15 protein-coding genes are annotated in these 16,997 nt (G+C 54.7%); 8 read left to right on the top strand and 7 right to left on the bottom strand.

The genetic code is table 11. The annotated features are described in order from the left end of the window. The first annotated feature begins 520 nt into the window (after positions 1-520). A complete protein-coding gene (locus JMJ04_RS11610) occupies positions 521-2,014 on the top strand; it encodes an aldehyde dehydrogenase family protein (protein WP_201370649.1) in 1,494 nt (497 codons plus the stop codon). Positions 2,015-2,139: 125 nt separating this feature from the next. Here the strand turns inward: JMJ04_RS11610 and JMJ04_RS11605 are convergent, their stop codons facing one another. Next, complete coding sequence (locus JMJ04_RS11605; protein WP_201370648.1) at positions 2,140-3,402, bottom strand: DUF4388 domain-containing protein; 1,263 nt, start codon at positions 3,400-3,402, stop codon at positions 2,140-2,142. Between the two features lie 582 nt (positions 3,403-3,984). On the opposite strand from JMJ04_RS11605, the gene JMJ04_RS11600 reads away from it, so the two are divergent. The 5 genes from JMJ04_RS11600 to JMJ04_RS11580 all read left to right on the top strand — a co-directional run bounded on the left by JMJ04_RS11600 (position 3,985) and on the right by JMJ04_RS11580 (position 8,697). Beyond that, on the top strand, positions 3,985-4,701 hold the full coding sequence (locus JMJ04_RS11600) for an SDR family NAD(P)-dependent oxidoreductase (RefSeq protein WP_201370647.1): 717 nt from the start codon (positions 3,985-3,987) through the stop codon (positions 4,699-4,701). A 21-nt stretch (positions 4,702-4,722) separates the two neighbouring features. Beyond that, positions 4,723-5,133 (top strand): 6-carboxytetrahydropterin synthase, encoded by a 411-nt coding sequence (locus JMJ04_RS11595; protein WP_201370646.1) that lies wholly within the window; start codon positions 4,723-4,725, stop codon positions 5,131-5,133. Beyond that, on the top strand, positions 5,130-6,227 hold the full coding sequence (locus tag JMJ04_RS11590; RefSeq protein WP_201370645.1) for a glycosyltransferase family 4 protein: 1,098 nt from the start codon (positions 5,130-5,132) through the stop codon (positions 6,225-6,227). The genes JMJ04_RS11595 and JMJ04_RS11590 overlap by 4 nt, the downstream gene beginning before the upstream one ends. 366 nt (positions 6,228-6,593) lie before the next feature. Further along, positions 6,594-7,289 carry a DUF2087 domain-containing protein gene (locus JMJ04_RS11585; RefSeq protein WP_201370644.1) on the top strand — a complete coding sequence of 232 codons (696 nt, stop codon included), beginning with the start codon at positions 6,594-6,596 and terminating at the stop codon, positions 7,287-7,289. Between the two features lie 214 nt (positions 7,290-7,503). Then, on the top strand, positions 7,504-8,697 hold the full coding sequence (locus JMJ04_RS11580; protein ID WP_201370643.1) for a DUF885 domain-containing protein: 1,194 nt from the start codon (positions 7,504-7,506) through the stop codon (positions 8,695-8,697). 39 nt (positions 8,698-8,736) lie between these two features. Here JMJ04_RS11580 and JMJ04_RS11575 read toward each other — a convergent pair whose 3' ends face one another. Beyond that, complete coding sequence (locus JMJ04_RS11575; protein WP_201370642.1) at positions 8,737-10,170, bottom strand: glutamine synthetase family protein; 1,434 nt, start codon at positions 10,168-10,170, stop codon at positions 8,737-8,739. Between the two features lie 49 nt (positions 10,171-10,219). Further along, complete coding sequence (locus JMJ04_RS11570; protein WP_201370641.1) at positions 10,220-10,507, bottom strand: hypothetical protein; 288 nt, start codon at positions 10,505-10,507, stop codon at positions 10,220-10,222. Between the two features lie 316 nt (positions 10,508-10,823). Between JMJ04_RS11570 and JMJ04_RS11565 the strand changes: the two genes are divergently transcribed. Continuing rightward, positions 10,824-12,056, top strand: coding sequence for a PQQ-dependent sugar dehydrogenase (locus tag JMJ04_RS11565; protein WP_201370640.1), 1,233 nt, complete (start codon positions 10,824-10,826; stop codon positions 12,054-12,056). Positions 12,057-12,091: 35 nt separating this feature from the next. Here the strand turns inward: JMJ04_RS11565 and JMJ04_RS11560 are convergent, their stop codons facing one another. Both JMJ04_RS11560 and JMJ04_RS11555 read right to left on the bottom strand, forming a co-directional pair. Next, on the bottom strand, positions 12,092-12,967 hold the full coding sequence (locus tag JMJ04_RS11560; protein ID WP_201370639.1) for an SDR family oxidoreductase: 876 nt from the start codon (positions 12,965-12,967) through the stop codon (positions 12,092-12,094). A 95-nt stretch (positions 12,968-13,062) separates the two neighbouring features. Next, entirely contained in the window at positions 13,063-14,343 is a 1,281-nt protein-coding gene (locus JMJ04_RS11555; protein WP_201370638.1) for a M16 family metallopeptidase, read from the bottom strand. A gap of 378 nt (positions 14,344-14,721) precedes the next feature. Between JMJ04_RS11555 and JMJ04_RS11550 the strand changes: the two genes are divergently transcribed. Further along, entirely contained in the window at positions 14,722-15,129 is a 408-nt protein-coding gene (locus JMJ04_RS11550; RefSeq protein WP_201370637.1) for a response regulator, read from the top strand. A gap of 185 nt (positions 15,130-15,314) precedes the next feature. Here the strand turns inward: JMJ04_RS11550 and JMJ04_RS11545 are convergent, their stop codons facing one another. Beyond that, positions 15,315-16,217, bottom strand: coding sequence for a spermidine synthase (locus tag JMJ04_RS11545; protein ID WP_201370636.1), 903 nt, complete (start codon positions 16,215-16,217; stop codon positions 15,315-15,317). Next, positions 16,192-16,968: a fused MFS/spermidine synthase gene (locus tag JMJ04_RS11540; RefSeq protein WP_201370635.1), complete on the bottom strand. Its 777-nt coding sequence runs from the start codon at positions 16,966-16,968 to the stop codon at positions 16,192-16,194. The genes JMJ04_RS11545 and JMJ04_RS11540 overlap by 26 nt, the downstream gene beginning before the upstream one ends. Positions 16,969-16,997: the final 29 nt, after the last annotated feature.

Genomic DNA, 16,997 nt, shown 5'->3' with positions numbered 1-16,997 from the left:
ACTTACCCACTTACACTCTCATAAGCGGATGCATTCGTTTAGTCCACCCGTGAACTACCACTGAGCTGAAGACGCAGCGGCTTCTTCGGAAGTTGTCGGGTCTGCGGTTTGGTAGCTTTTTCGGAAGCTTGAGTTCACCAGACTCAGCCCCAGAAATGGGAGCTACGTTCGGTAAGGTCATGACACCTGCGGTTGACGCATCAGACCGCTGCTCTGTCGTCTGGGTTTAAGAAGGACTGAGGGAAGGTCCGGTGATCCAGGTGTAAAAAGCCTTTTGAACCTTGTCGAGATGAAGCCGGATTCTCTTTGTGGTCATAGCAAAGAGATACGCATCACCTGCCTCCGGGCAGAGTTTTTTGAGTCAAGGGATCGTCTCTTGCTCGCAAGAACAAGGGGGGGTCCGGCGATTCATCCACGAGGCTGAAGACCTCGCGGTTTTCTCGCCGCTCCATATAAAAGGGGGCCGCGAAGCTAGTCCCAATCAAAGAAGATCGGGAAATTCGTCGAGGAGCTTTTCTCAATGTCACTCTCATCCTCTATTTCCACCACGTCAGGACAAGACTACAAGAACTTTATCGCGGGCCAATGGCGCACTTCACGCGGTGGTGAGACCTTTATCAGCACTAATCCCGCTCGTACCAGCGATATCATTGGCAGCTATCAAAAATCAACCGTTGAAGATCTGGAAGACGCCATTGAGGCTGCAACTCAGGCCCAGAAGGGCTGGGCCGCAACGCCCGCCCCCGAGCGCGGCGAGGTCCTCTTCCGCCTGGCCCACCTCTTTGAACAGCAGCGCGATGAGCTCGCAACCCTCATGACGCGCGAGATGGGCAAGATTCTCAAAGAGACGCTGGGCGAGGTCCAGGTTTCCATCGACGTTGCCAAATTTATCGCCGGCGAGGGGCGTCGCCCCGAAGGTGAGACCATTCCATCGGGTCTCCCTAATAAATTCTGCATGACGGTACGCCATCCGTTAGGTATTGTCGGCATCATTACGCCGTGGAACTTCCCCCTGGCCATTCCGGTCTGGAAGACACTTCCGGCTCTCCTGGCAGGCAACGCGGTGGTTCTAAAGCCCGCCAGCGATACGCCCGCACTGACTCTCAAACTGGCCGAACTGCTGCAACAGGCGGGCTTGCCCGATGGCGTGCTAAACGTTGTCACTGGCGGCGGTGGCACACTGGGCAATGCCCTGGCCAGCCATAAACGCGTCAACATGATCTCCCTCACCGGCTCAACCGAGGTTGGTCGACAGGTCTCAGAGATTTGTGGGCGCGATCTGCGCCGCTGCGCGCTTGAACTAGGAGGCAAAAACGCGGTCATCGTACTTGAGGATGCCGACCTGGACCTGGCCGCCACTAGCGTGGCCATGGGTGCCTTTGGCACCACAGGACAACGCTGCACAGCCACCAGCCGCGTCATTGTCCAGCGCTCAGTCCAACAAGCCTTCACAGAGCGACTCACCGCGGCGGCGCAACGCCTGCGCATTGGTGATGGCCTGGATAGCCAGGTCGAGATGGGTCCCCTGGTCAACACCGGGCGCGTGCCCGCGGTCCATGCCTACACGGAAATTGGTCAGCAGGAGGGCGCGAAGCTCGTCTATGGCGGCACGCCACTGACCGAGGACGCCTACCAGGAAGGGGCCTTCTACAAGCCCACAATCTTCAACGAGGTAAGTCCAGAGATGCGCATCGCACGCGAAGAGGTCTTTGGTCCCTTCGTCGCGGTCATACCCGTCGCAGGCTACGAAGAGGCCATTGCCGTGGCTAACGGCACAGAGTACGGCCTTTCAACCGCCATCTTTACTGAGAACTCGCGCCTGACCTTCCGTGCCATCCGCGATATCGAGGCCGGGCTGGTCTACATCAACGCCGGCACCACCGGCTCCGAAATTCACCTGCCCTTCGGCGGCATGAAGAGTAGTGGTAATGGCCACCGCGAGCTGGGTTCCTATGCCGTAGAGGAGTTCAGCGAGACCAAGAGCGTCTTCGTCTCCTATCCTCCCGCGAAGTGATGTCATCTTAGCACATGCGATACTTTAATAGGGTAAAGAGGGTCTGGTGGCAACGCGGTTCTGCCGCGTTGCCACCAGACCCTCTTTACCCAGGCGAGCCACGCAGTGGCGAGAAGTCTTGAGGGCTAAGAACTGCTTACTAGCGAGAATTGCTCGAACATGGCCTCCCATACCTCCTGGTTCTCCATGCGCTCGCGGGGATTGGCCACACGCGCATTGATCATCTCGAAGAGGCTACAGAGCAGGTGGTGTAGCAGCATGGAGGCCTGGTTATAGAAATGCTCGGCCTGCTGCATCTTTCCACTCATCACGTCATAGCAGAGGCGTGTGAAGTCCTCGACATCGATGTGATTCTGCTCCACGCGAAATGCGTAGTTGCCCAGGCGATCCACCTGCTCATTATGCATGAGTTGCAGAAGCGCATTGCTATCCAGGGTAATGCCATTGGCGCGGCAGGTCTCGGCCAGGGCATCCATGGTCCAGTTGACGAAATCAACCAGGGCTGCGAGTTGTTCCATCGGAGTCTTGCGCTTATCCCACTCCTGCTCCATACGGCTAAGCAGGTCAAGCAACGCAAAGTTTTCCAGGCGCAGCTTTTCGGCGGGATCGGGGAGGCGCATCTTGCTGCCATTGGCGCGGGGAGTTGTATCCTGGTAGACAGGTTGCAGAAACTTCTGCTGCACGAGCTGTCCTAGCTCACGCGCGACCTCCATCTCGGGTCGGCGAATAGCGGTCGCGATGCGGCGTATGCGACGATAGAGATTTACATGCGTGAAAAGTTCCAGGCTGCGCAGATCGAAGCGAATAGTATAGGGAATCGCGGGGGAGAGTTGTAGCATAGTCCGTATGCCCATGGGGAGAAAGTTGCGCAGTTCCTGCCACTCATCGCTATAACGCACCATATCCATGGTGACGCGCATCACATCAATATCCAGCGAAGATTCGCCATGCGGCAAAAGCTTTTGCACGTTCTGACTGGCAATAAACTCATAGGTACCATCGGTCCAGAGGCTCAACTCGCGCGCGGTCCAAAGGGTCTTCATGCGCAATGCTTCATTCAATTGCTTCTCGGTAATGGCACCCATCATCATCAAGCGCTCACCAATGCGTTTGCCAATGGGGTCCTGTAATTGCTGCGCGAAGGCCTGCTCAATCTGGTGATAAGTGGTCATACCTAACTGCTGCAACACATCGCCAAGTGTGAGTGCACTGGGATCAAACTCACTGCAATTGGCGAGCTTGCCCTCGTTGAAATAGAGAATGCCCATCCGGCCCTGGCTCTGCTTTAAATGAATTGCACCAGTCATGCCACCCAATTCCACAACCTGTAAAACTTCCACCAGCCCAAAGTCTTTTAATGAACCCGACAGTACCGTGCCTGTGCTCATAATCCCCCATGCGTCAGGTCGTCGCGAAAACGTTACAACGTCGATGTCATGATACTTCTGATCCGAAAACCTTGAGCGCGCTTGTCCCCGAATGGGGGAAGCGCTAGGCACACAAGTGACGTTGGGTTTCGGAATAAGATTATAATTCTGAAAGTCGTACCAGGCACTCATACAATGGCAATTATACGATGCGGTACGAGAGATATCCCTCTCCTGGTCACAGCAGAAAACGCTCAATCCCGAGCAATTATAGCAAGCCCCACATGTTCCAACAAGTAGCCCAAGCATACAACTGGTATCCATGGTACACAATAGAGTAGAACAAGCCACCTCTCCCTACCTGCATCAACCTCGTCACCATTACTCAGCATAACATCGACGCAACATACATCTCAGCCTCTGACCCATACTACATCAAAAATCTATATTTTTCAATGTTAAACACGTTCCGGCAAAAGAAGCAGATACAGAGATAGTACCAATGTGTGCTGGGAAACGGTTTTTACCCGTTTCCCAGCACACATTCTACCCAAAGGCTTGCCTGGCTGACAGGCACAACTCCCTGGATGTTATAATGCAGGCATGAGCATAAAAGATAAAGTCGCTATTATAACGGGTGCGGGGCGAGGCGTGGGACGCGCTACCGCGCAGTTGTTTGCACGCGAGGGCGCGAAAGTCGCGCTCTTTGGCCGTACACGCGAAACAATTGAGTCCTGCGTGCGCGAGATCCAGGAGCAGGGAGGCGAGGCGCTGGCTGTGGCAGGCGATGTCTCACAGGATGAAGATGTCCATGCACTCTTCACGGCAGTAAGCGAGCGCTTCGGGCGCGTCGATATCCTGGTCAACTGCGCTGGCGTGGTCCTGGTGCGCCCATTTCTCCAGATGGATAGCGCGACCTGGGATCGCGTGCTGGGCGTCAATCTGCGCGGCACCTTCCTCTGTTGCCATGAAGCCTTTCGCCTGATGGCTGGTCAGGAACAGGGAGTCATTATCAACATCTCCTCCCTCTCTGGCGTGAAAGGGGTAGAGAAGTTCCCCGGCTTGAGCGCATATAACGTCTCTAAATCAGGTGTAGCCAGCTTGACAGAAATCCTCGCGGTAGAGGGAAAACCATATAATATTCGCGTCTGTGCCGTCAGCCCGGGCGCCATCGATACCGATATGCTGCGCCAGGCCGCGCCTCACCTGAAGGCAGGCATGACCCCCGAAGAACTCGCCAAAATCCTCCTCTTCCTGGCGGATGACGAAAGCGGGAGCAAATTCAATGGCAGCAATATCGAACTCTTTACCAATGCCTAGAATCCAAGCAAGGAGAAAGATATGGTATATCTCACAAGGCGGGTGACCTTTAGTGCCGCACACCGCCTGTGGAGCGAATATCTCTCAGAGGATGAAAACTACAACGTTTACGATAAATGCGCCAATCCCCATGGACACGGGCATAACTATATCCTGGAAGTGACAGTTCGTGGCGAGCCAGAACCCACGACTGGTATGGTCCTCAATTTGACGGATATGAAGCGTATCATCAATGAGCGCGTCGTGGATGGAGTGGATCATAAACATCTCAATTACGATGTCGCCTGGCTGGAGGGGGTTATCCCTACCGCCGAGATGCTGGTTATCAAATTCTGGGAGCGCCTGGCGCCGGCCTTCGAGGGACGGCTCTACGAGATCACGCTTCACGAAACCGAGAACAACTACGCCTCCTATCGAGGGCCAGAGGCATGAGAATAGCGCTGATTGCTCCTATCGTCACCCCCATCGCACAACCCTTCCTGGGCGGCTCACAGGCCATGGTGGCACAACTCGCCCAGGGACTACAACAGCGTGGACACGAGGTAACGCTGTTCGCGCGCCAGGGATCAGCGGTACCTGGAATTAAGATTGAAGAGCTTGTCGTCCCTGACAGCGTCGTTCCGGCACGCTTCTCCGGTCCCTCGCAGGAGCGCCCGGCAGACCCCGGCTTCTTCGCGCAAGCTAATATCTTTCTCGATCTTTTCCTTGAACTGCGTCAGCGTCAACATGAGTTCGATCTCGTTCATGCCCACGCCTTCGACTGGCCCGCCTTTACGCTGAGCACCCTTCTGACAGCCATTCCTGTGATACACACCATTCACCTGCCCGCCGTCACGCCAGAGATCAGCGAGGCGCTTCGCCTGCTTCACCAGCAAGGGCATCCCCTGCGGCTGATTACGGTCTCCCAGGCCTGCGCACGCACCTATGAGCCCTACACACTCTTTGATCATATTATCTATAATGGCCTCGATACCGACGTTATTCATTTCGCACCATATATTGAGCCGGACGCGCCGCTACTCTTCGCCGGGCGCATCACTCCCGAGAAAGGGGTTGAGGCGGCACTGGAGATCGCTGAACGCGCGAACGTTCCCCTACTCCTGGCAGGTGGCATCTATGACCAGGCTTATTATGAGCAACACATTGCACCACGACTACAGGAAATGGGAGAGAGAGCACATTACCTGGGATCGATTGAGCAACATGAGCTCTGGCGACTCATGGGGCAGGTGCGTGGCCTGCTCTTTACCAGCACCTGGGACGAGCCGTTCGGCCTGACCATGGTCGAGGCGATGGCGTGTGGTACGCCCGTGCTGGCCTTCGAGCGCGGGGCTGCGGCAGAAGTAATCAAGCATGGCGAGACCGGGTACTTAATCAGGCCCGGTGATACACTCCAGGCCGCGCACCAGGTGACGGAACTAGACTCCATACAACGATCCACCTGCCGTCAACATGTCGAACGCCATTTCTCTTTCACCTCCATGCTTGAGCAGCACGAACAAGCCTATCAAGCATCAATCGAGTAAAGCGTAGGTGAGATTATTTCTTGGTAGGGACCCGCTTTAGCGCGTCCACAGGCGATTAATCGCCTGTGGGCGCAGCCCAAAGCGCACCTTTGCATCATGTCATATGTCATTTTGCATCTTCACTGGCCAAAAAGCGGCTTGCGCCGACATGCCATAAATGGCATTCGGACGCGCTGAAGCGGGTCCCTACCGAGTTTAGCGTGCCTGGCGCGATTCCTAATTTCCCAGCAGGGTACTGTAAATCATACCCGTAAAGCGCTGCCCACTTGACAAAAGTGGGTAATTTAACTATCACCTAATTAGGCAATTATACAACTAGTAATTCGCCTACCTGGTCACATATTCAGCGCACGAAGGAGAAGGGCAATGCGAGAAGAAGAAATCGTTCAGCAGCAGCGCGAACAGCGCCAGAATGCGCGCCAGGCCGATACAAACTATGGTATGGCACGGATGCGTTATGGCCTCGAAAAGGCCGAGCCGCTCATTCGCCTGGGGCGAGCCATCGCTGACCCTATGCGCGTGCGCATCCTGGCGCTCTTAGCCCAGCGCTCAATGTATGGGCAGGAACTGGCGGAGCAACTGGACGTCTCGACGCCTACTATCTCGCATCATATGGCCCTCCTGCGCGGTGCAGGCTTGATCAAGGTGCGCAAGGAGAACAACTATCATCATTACGAACTGGAAACCGAGGGTTTTAAACAAGCCAGCTCACTTCTCACTCTAGAGCACCTGCGGAGCATTGGCGCAGAGCTTCAGGACACAAATGCCCTGGTGAACCCTATGCAGGAAGATGATCGCCAGATGGTAGAGTCATCCTTCTTCGAGGGCGAACGTCTGCTCAGTATTCCACGAGGCACTCAGGGCAGGCGTTATGTCATGGAGAAGATCGCCCGCACCTTTGAGTGGGGGCACATCTATGAAGAATCCGAGGTCAATGCCATCCTGAAGCCCATTTATACCGATGTGCCACTCATTCGACGCGAGCTGATCAACCAGAAGCTAATGATGCGCGAGAATGGGCGCTACTGGCTGATTCGCCCTATCAGTACGTCGGACAAGTAGGGTCTACATATGCAGGTACGGGGAGTGGTACGCCGCCCATGCAGGGAAACGAAGGATGTGCTTCTAAAGGGCGCACCTACCTTCGTTTCCCTGCCGGGCGGCTGCGTGTTCTCTGGAAGGGGAGGGGTAGGGCGCCGTGCGCCCGAATGGGGGGGTACAAGCGTTACCTGATCTTTATTATAAGTATACGTATTACGGACGAAAGGACAACGTTATGATAGTAGCATGGACGCGGGATTATACTTGTCTAGCCTTGCGTATGCATAAGCGTCTGGAGAAAATTTCTTTTTCGCCTTTCGTGGATGGGTACTTTGGGCCGGGGGAGTGGAGGGCGAAGGTTGAGGCGGAGGAGGTGCAGGAGCCAGCGGTCCTGCTTGAAGAGGCGCAGAAACTGGCCGGGGAGCTGGCGCAGCAGGATTTTAGCGCAGAGCGTAAACATGTGCTGAAGGCGAATGTGCGCTCGTTAGAGACTATCTGTCGCCTATTGTGCGGCGAGCAGATTCCCTTGCGTGATCTCGTCGAGCGCTGCCTGGATATTCGCCCCGACTATATACCCGATAGCTACTTTGAGGAGGCGCGCCGCATTCATGATGAGGTATTACCAGGGAAAGGCACTATCTTTGACCGCCTTCGTGCCTGGCATAGACGGCGTGAGCTTCCCTGGGAGAAACGTGATTTCCTGACACAAATTGTACCCACGATCCTCGCCGAGCTACGCCAGCGAACGGTCGAACGCTTCGGCCTGCCCGAGGGCGAGACACTGGACCTGCATTTTCCTGAAGACATGCGCTTCGGTGGCGGTTGCTTCTGCCAGGGAAACTATCGCTCACGCATCGAACTCAACAAAAACGTGCAGCCCAAGCTCTACCGGCAGTTCGATACGCTCTGCCACGAGTGCTATCCAGGCCATCATACCGAGTTTGTGCATAAGGACCAGTTCCTCTATCGCCAGCGCGGCTTCAAAGAAGCAGCGACCATGTGCCTGCTGACGCCTGCAATCGTCATTAGCGAAGGCATTGCCATGCAGGCCCGCGAGATGCTTTTTGAGCCTGTAGAGGGCTTTCAATGGTTAGGCGAGCAGATCACTAGCCAGCTAGGGCGCGATATGGATAGCAATCCTCTGGAAGAGGAACGCATCATGTATGCGCAGAATATGCTGGAGGGCGTAGCCTGTAACGCCGCTCTGATGCTAGAGGATGGCAAGCCAGACGAAGAGGTTCGAGAGTACATGATACGCTACCTGCGTGGAGGCGCGGACCTGGACGCGCTACGCGATCCCATCGAGCGCATCTACATCTTCAGCTACCATTATGGTAACCAGATCCTATGCCCTCATCTGCAAGGCCCACAACGCCTCGCCAACTTCCGCCGCTTCCTCCAGGAGCCACTGCTCCCCTCCGACCTGTAAGGAAATGGCGGCTTGGCGCAGCGTCGGGCCAGGAGAGAACTAAAACACAGAGAGGTAGCGCTGGATCTCCCAGGGGTGAACCTGCTCACGATACTCGGTCCACTCGATACCCTTAGCATCGAGGAAGCCTTCATAGATGGCGTCGCCCAGGGTCTCGCGGATCAGTGGGTCCTCACGCAAGGCCTCCAGGGCCTCGCCAAGGGTCGCGGGCAGCATCGGCGCGCGTGGACGTAGGCGGTCGCCCTCGTCATGCAGGAAGAGGTTCTCGTCCATAGCAGCTGGCAATGTAAGTTTGCGCTGAATGCCATCCAGGCCGGCGCGCAACATGACCGCCAGCGCGAGATAGGGGTTACAACTTGGATCTGTGCAGCGTAGCTCAACACGCATCGTGCTCTCGGAATCGCTTCCCAGGCGCGGTACACGGATCAAGGCCTGGCGATTGATGCGCCCCCAGTTGATAACCACCGGGGCCTCATAGCCGCCGACCAGGCGCTTATAAGAATTGACCAGGGGGGCGAGCAGGGCGCACATGGCGGGCGCATGCGCCAATTGCCCGGCGATAAACCAGCGCCCCTCCTCGGAGAGCGCATAATCAGCCTGGGGGTTGAGGAAGGCATTGCGACCCGTCGAGCTATTAATCAGCTGCTGGTGGATATGTAAACCCGAGCCATTCACACCAAAGAAGGGCTTGGGAAGGAAGGTCGCGTAGAGATTATGTTGAGCCGCGACGGCCTTGAGCACATATTTCGCCGTCATCAAGCCATCGGCGATGCGCAGTGCGTCGGCGATCTCAAAGTCCAGCTCGTGCTGACCATCGGCAACTTCATGGTGGCTGGCCTCAATATTGATATCCATCTTATGCAGGGAGTAGACCATCTGCCGCCGTACAGTCGCAGCTAGATCGGTCGAGAGATCGAAATAGCCACGCCGGTCATGGGGCAGCGGCTTCGGTGTCTCGTCCTCCAGGCTAAGCAAGAAAAACTCCAGTTCAGGGGCGACTTTATATTGAAAGCCCATCTCGCGCGCCAGGTTCAGAGCCTGCATCAAGGTCGCACGCGGGTCGCCATCAAAATGCTCGCCATCAGGCGTGCGTACATCACAGATCACACGCGCAACCACGTCCGCATTCCCGATGTCGTCGCTGCGATGGCCCTCCGCCGTATAGGATAGGCGGACTTTATCAGGAAGGATCGCGAAGGTCGAGAGATCTGGAAATAGGTACATATCGCTTTCAGCGACACGCGCAAAGCCTTCAATTGAGGAGCCGTCAAACCATTTGCCATGCGTGAGGCAGTCATTAAACTGCTCGACAGGGATAGTCACACACTTGGCCATCCCTACCACGTCTGTAAATTCCAGGTTGATGAAACGTACCCGCTCATGTTCGATGCGGGCCATTACCTGGTCGTAATATTGTTGATCGTGTCGTTTAGACATATCCGTCTGCTTCGCGTAACTCTGTTCGTCTGCCATATCACTGCTCCTCTTTGCAGGTCTCTCTTTTTAGTCTACTCTGACCAGGCTAATCTGGATCGCTACCCGGTGCGGGAGTGTACGTATCTTCTTTCACCGGGATATCGGTCTCTGCTTGAAAATTGCGTGGATCAGTAAACAACTGCACCAATCCACAGCGGCTACACACCAGAGGGAAAAGGGGCGAGGCCCCCCAGGTATTGGGCTGGCTACCAGAGCTATAGATACGTACCTGCTCTAATGGAGCATTCGACCAGACACGCGCCTGGGGGCGCGCCCCACAGTTAGGACAGGGTACAATCAGCGTGCGGGTAGGATCATAATAATTATTTCTCATCTCTGCATATACCAACCTTTGCATCCTGCACAAAGCATAACCGGAGCTCTCTTATCTGCTCGCCTGACATCCCTCCACGGATTGGATGCTCATTGTCACATGCCTTCACGCTAGTGTCAAGCAAGCTACCAATAATGGAGGTGAGCGCGCTTTTCTCTCCTCCAAATACTGCACGATTGGACCTTTACCAGCATACCGGACCTTTCGGGGATAAACGTGAGGAACAGCTTGCGGATATACGACAGCCTCCCTATAATCAAAAACATGATGAGACATAATGAGATATAACAAAAGGCGAAGGAGAGAGGCGCAACACATGGACACCAGTGAAAAAAATTTGCCAGCCGCCGGGAAGCGTGGTGGCCTCAGGCCCTGGCATATCGCACTCATCGTTGGATTAATTCTCCTGCTCATCGGTGGGGGGATACTCGCCAGCAAGTGGCGCACGATTGATTCCCTCCTGACTGGCACACACTATGTTGGTGGCGATGCCGCGACAGTTCCGCTCACGCTGCCACCTGGCTTTCATGCCAGTGCCTTTTATAGCGGCCTCTCAGGTCCACGTATGATTACCTTTAGCCCCGATGGCACGATCTTTGTCGCGGAGCGCTATGCCAAAAGTATCATCGCCCTTCCTGATCGCGACCACAGCGGAAAGGCCAGCGAGCGCATCGTCGTCGTCAGTGGACTCGATGATCCCACCAGCCTGGATTTCCATGCTGGGCAGCTCTACGTGGGCGAGGGATCACGCGTCACGCGCTTTACTCTCGATAAAGACTACAAGGTCACTGAGCGCAAGGTAATCGTGCCCAATCTGCCAGTAGGCGGCAACCACTCCACACGCACAGTGCTGGTTGGACCCGACAACTATCTCTATGTCTCTATTGGCTCAACCTGTAACAATTGCGTGGAGCAGAATCCCCAGCGCGCCACCGTCTGGCGCTACAACCTGGACGGGAACAATGGACGCCTCTACGCCAGGGGGCTGCGCAACGCCGTCGGTCTGAGCATCAATCCCTGGAACCAGCAGATCTGGGTCACCAATAATGGGCGCGACCTACTTGGGGACGACGTTCCTCCTGAAACGGTGTACCACCTCGTAGATGGAGCAAATTACGGATGGCCCTATTGCCACGCGGGAAATATTATTGATCCCGACCTGGGCAATTCAGACTCATGTAAAGGGGTAACACAGCCCCTGGTCAGAATGCAGGCGCACTCTGCCCCGCTTGGGCTGGCATTCTATGACGCGCAACAGCAGGGCCAGAGCCCCCAGGGAGCGAAAGCCTTTCCCCAGCAGTACCAGGGCCTTTTCGTTGCCTTCCATGGCTCCTGGAACCGCAGCGTCCCCACAGGCTACAAGGTGGTCTTTATCCCCCTGACCGCCCATGGGCAGGTCGCGGGCAAGGCGCAAGACTTCGCTACAGGCTTCCTCAAAGGAAATGATGCTTCGGGTCGCCCAGTGGGCCTCGCCGTAGGACCCGATCACGCCCTTTATGTCAGCGATGATAAAGACGGGACCATTTACCGCATCTGGTATACAGGCTAGCGCAGTTCGTCTCCCTCAAGCCTCTACAGGAGCGCTTACGCCTCCTCCAGAGGCTTGAGGGAGGCCGGGGCATAGCGCGTCAACGCCTCCGCGATCTCTAACGGCTCTATTCCCGTTAACCCCTTCATCAGGCGCGTCCGTAGCGTGGTGTCGCGCGGTAGATAGGTCTCAGGCGGCATGGAGATGGGATGCAGATGCTCAACAGGAACTCCTAAGGCCTGCATCGCGGCCTGGTAGAAGTGATAGACACTCATAGGCTTACCCGCGACATGCACAATACCCACAAAATTGGAGAGCGCAAGCTGAACAATGGCCTGGGCGGCCTGGTTTACATCCAGGGGACTCTTCAGCATATCATCAAAATACTCAAAATGCTCGCCCTGCAATAACCCCTCACGCACACGCCGCAAGCGGCGATCCAGTTCACCAAGTGAGTAACCGTACAGGTAACTGGGGCGAATAATACAGTAGTTCTCGCAAAACTCGCGCACACGCTCTTCAAAAAAGTGGAGATTCTGGCCGTAAGGAGTAGTTGGATGGGGAGGATCACTCTCTGTGTATGTTCCCTGCCGCCCATCAAAGATACCATCACTGGAGATATAGATAAAACGACAATGCATACAGGCCTGAACCAGCTGGTTCACCCGGCGCCGATAGAGCTTTCCATCGAAAAGAGGATCCACGGCCTCATATGCCATGTTAGCCGCCATGATCACCGCGTCTATTTTCTGCTCACGCACGAAGTCTGCCAGGTCATCGCGCCAGAAATCATAGCGCAACGCTTGAGGAAAGAGAGTTGTGGTGCGATAGGTAGGGAACAGGGTTACTGGCTGCTCCTGCATTAGAGTAGTCAGCGTACGCCCAAGATAGCCACTGGAACCAAGCAGCAAGAAGCGTTGCGGTATTCTCATAAAAAATCCTGTTTCTACCGCTGCTAAAGCACGCGTCTACATATGACGTACCATGATATGTAGACGCGTGCTTTAGCAGCGTTGTCCCCTTCTACTCAGAAGGAAAGTGTGTCGCCAACCAGTTCGTCATGCTGCAAGGGGCCAATCGCGGCCACAGTGAGTGGACTTAGCGGCGAGAAGCGGCGCAATACCTTGAGCACCTGCTCCTGAGTCACGCCATCAATCGCCTCCTTGACCTCCGAGATCGTCTTAAACTTGCGCTCATACCACCAGGAGCGGCTGATCGCGCCCATGCGTGAGCCAGAACCCTCGCCGCGCATTACCAGCTCGCTCTTAAGCTGAATCTTGGCACGCTCCAGCTCATCGGGGGTAATCCCATCCTGCTCCAGCTTGCGCAGTTCATCGACAATGACCTTTAAGCACTCGTTGGCCTGCTCGGGCGTGGTGCCTGCATAGACACGCAGCACGCCAATCTGCTTATTGCCAGCCAGGCCCGCGGAGACGCCATATACCAGGCCGCGCTTCTCACGTACCTCGACAAAGAGGCGCGAGGCCATGCCACCACCCAGCACTTCGCTCAGCACCTGGGCGGCATAATAATCCTCATCCATGTAGTTGGGGAAGGGGACCATCATGGCGATATGCTCTTGTTTGCCTTCCTGGTGCTCCAGCGCAATACTATTGCTTGGTTGCGGCTTCTGCAACGTCAGAGCCTGCGCGTTGCCTTGCCAGGAGCCAAACAGCTCCTCAATCTTCGCCACCACATGCTCCCAATCAAACTTGCCCGCGATGGCAAAGAGCATGTTATTGGGCTGATAGCGCTCCTGCCAGAAGTTCTGCAAATCCTGGCGCTGTAAGGCCCGCACCGTGTCATCGCTACCAAGCATAGGGCGTCCCAGGGGAGAGCCATGATAGAAGTTTGAGCGCACCAGCTCAAAGATGCGGCTCATCGGCTCATCGTCGCGACGGCGAATCTCCTGAAGTACGATATTGCGCATTTGGTCCAGCTCATTACGCGGGAAGGTAGGCTGGAGTATGACCTCGCGCAAGAGCTCTAGCGTGGCGTCGAGCTTGGTATGCACAATCTGCGCCCACACCTGGCTGGTCTCCAGCCCTGTGCTTGCGCCTTTGCGCGCTCCCAGCGACTCAAATGCTTCATTGAGCGCACGGGCGTCATGCTGCTTTGTACCTTGAAAGAGCATATACTCAAAGAGATGCGCCAGGCCCGGCTTATCCGCTGGCTCATGGATAACCGCGGCATCAAACTGAAAGCCCAGCGTGGTCGAGCTCAAGCTGGGCATATACTGCCCAATCAGCTCAATCCCATTGGGCAGCTTATGGAAATAGTAATTCTGGGGTAGCTGTTCACTACTCATATATATCTTTATCCTTTCTGGGCAAGGAATAGCGAAGCGAGCAAAGAGAAACAATGGTTAGTATATCACAACACTCCCCATATTCCTAAAGTCAAGAGCAGCACGAAACGCCTATTTATAAGCCTCTAGAGATAAAACCTCGACAGTAAGCAGCACTGTACATCCGTCTTTACTGTAACTCACCTGGAGCCGTGGTTACTGGTTTCTGCATACTGGGCAACCTCCATAAAAAAACCTCGTGTGCCAGCTGGCACACGAGGTTGCTATGATCGAAAATCAAACTGCATCTGATACCAATACTCATTCGTATACTTGAGTATAAAGTTTGTCTGAGCCATTCTGATGCAATTCTAGAGCGATGAAAGGAGCTTTTACGTCATGTCTGCCCATCTTTTGATTATTGATGACGACCCGTCAATTCTCGAAATGATGCGCCTTGTCTTAGAAGAGGAAGGCGGGTATCAAGTAACGATTGCAGAGATGATCTTTGAGGATGTCATAGATGTTGAGCGCCTTCAACCTGATCTCATTCTTCTTGATTTCAGATTTGGTGCTCACCAAGATGGATGGAACTTTTTGCAGAAACTCAAGTTACATCGCCCAACTATGCATATCCCTATTATCCTTTGTACTGCAGGCCTTACTGATGTTTTGCAACAAGAGGCAATCCTTGAACAAAAAGGCATTCCTATTCTGTACAAGCCTTTTCATCTCGATGAATTGCTTGATATAGTTGCGAAAAGCCTTGCACATGCGGCTTCCACTTCGCCGAAAATTGAGGTATGACGTCTAAGCCTTTTCGCTATAGAGGAAACGCTTTTCGCGGATAGGTTCACCAGGAACAATCCCGCGCTGGCTTCAGCGTTCAATGGCCTTGTCATATACGGTTGCCAAGATGGTGGCCGGGTCGATACCACCTGGCATCTCCTGATCCCAGGTGGCATAGATGGTCATGTACCCGGCTTTTGACCCTACTTCTGTAAGCGGTTGATCTCGCCAAAGATAACCTGGTCGGTCATTTGCTCAACGGGCGAGAGATCGTCGGTGAAGAAGACATGAGATGGTATCTGCTCGCGCATACTGCCGTAGCGCAGAGCCGTGTTCGCCACCTGCTGAAGCAGGGGATTGGTCAGCTCATTTGCGTTATTGCGGAAGTTCTCGAACTTCGTTGGCGCATTGGTCGCAATAATCAAGCTATTGGAGAAACGCTGAGTATCAACAATATAGACGTTGGGGAAAACGGTCTTCATATTTTGCGCCATGGCATCAACCATACGGTAATCCTCGCTTGTGCGTCCCACATTGATGACCGCTACGCCGGTCGAGGAGAGATGAGAGCGTACTTCGCGGAAGAACTCCGTCGTAACTAGCTGGAAGGGAATATATGGCTGTTGGTAAGCGTCGATGCCAATCACATCATATTTGTTCTGCGTCGTGCTCAAGAAATAGCGCCCATCCTGAACCACCACATGCAAATTGGGCTCATCCATATGAAAGTATTTGCGGCCCATCTCGACGATTTTGCTATCGATCTCGACGCCATCAATTGGAATGGGACCATAGGCAGCCGAAAACTCGCGCGCGGAGGTTCCCGCGCCCAGACCAATAATGCCGACCCGCTTGACCTGGTCAGGCGTAAAGGGTGGATTATTAAAGTAGGGAGCAACCATAAAGTAGTCCCACGGCCCCTGCGTCAGCACCGCATGCGGGTTGTAAATGGAGTGAATGCCCAGACCCTCATTGAGCACTAGCTGGGTCTCATCGCCCGCGCGCACCACTTGAATATAGTTATATGCCGATTCATGTTCCTCCAGGAGACGCCCCCCATCACCCGTGCCACTGGCGGGTTTAATAGGGCCGTGCGTTCCGAGCATTCCTGTCAGCAACCAGACGAGAATCAGCAGCAGCCAAAAAAAAACGCTTATTACTTTTGGGAAGGCTCGGCTTCCCGCCCACGAAAAAAAGTAAGCCAATCAGCGAGACGACCAGCAACAGGCCCGCGAAGATCAGGAAGGTCGCGTATGTGCCATAGGTTGGAATCAAGACCAGGACGGGCAGAAACGTTCCCACAATACTACCCGCAGTCGAAATCGCATAGAGCACACCAGCGATACGTCCAGATGTGCCAACCTGCTCGATACGCAGGCGAATGGCAAAAGGCGAGACACACCCCAGCAGAATCGTGGGTAGAGCGAACAGGAGAATGACCGAGAGCAATGAACCATAAAAGACACCAATAGAATAGGAGGAGAAGGAGGTCAAGGCCCACTGCAAAATTGGGCGTGAGCATGCAGGAATCGCAGCAATTAGCAGGGCCGCGGCAGCGGTCATACCGTAAAGCACAGATGAGCGGGGATAACGGTCGGCGATACGACCACCAACATAGTAGCCGACGGTCAGGTACAGCAAAATCAGGCCGATCACGTTTGCCCAGACAAACAGCGACGTCCCAAAGTAAGGAGCCAGCAAGCGCGAAGCCGAAAGCTCTACCGCCAGGGAGACGGCACCAGAGACAAATACCAGCAGGATCAAAAACCAATCATGTACACGCTGTCCATTTCCAGGGGGAGCTGCTTTCTCCACCATGGTTGTGGCACGCGAATCAGACTCAGCAGTAGACGACATAACGCGACGAACTCTCTTTCTCTTACTTT

This window comes from Ktedonobacter robiniae, from assembly GCF_016587375.1.
GTDB lineage: Bacteria > Chloroflexota > Ktedonobacteria > Ktedonobacterales > Ktedonobacteraceae > Ktedonobacter > Ktedonobacter robiniae.
The sequence above is the reverse complement of the archived record's forward strand: the minus strand, read 5'-3'. Positions and strand labels throughout refer to the sequence as shown.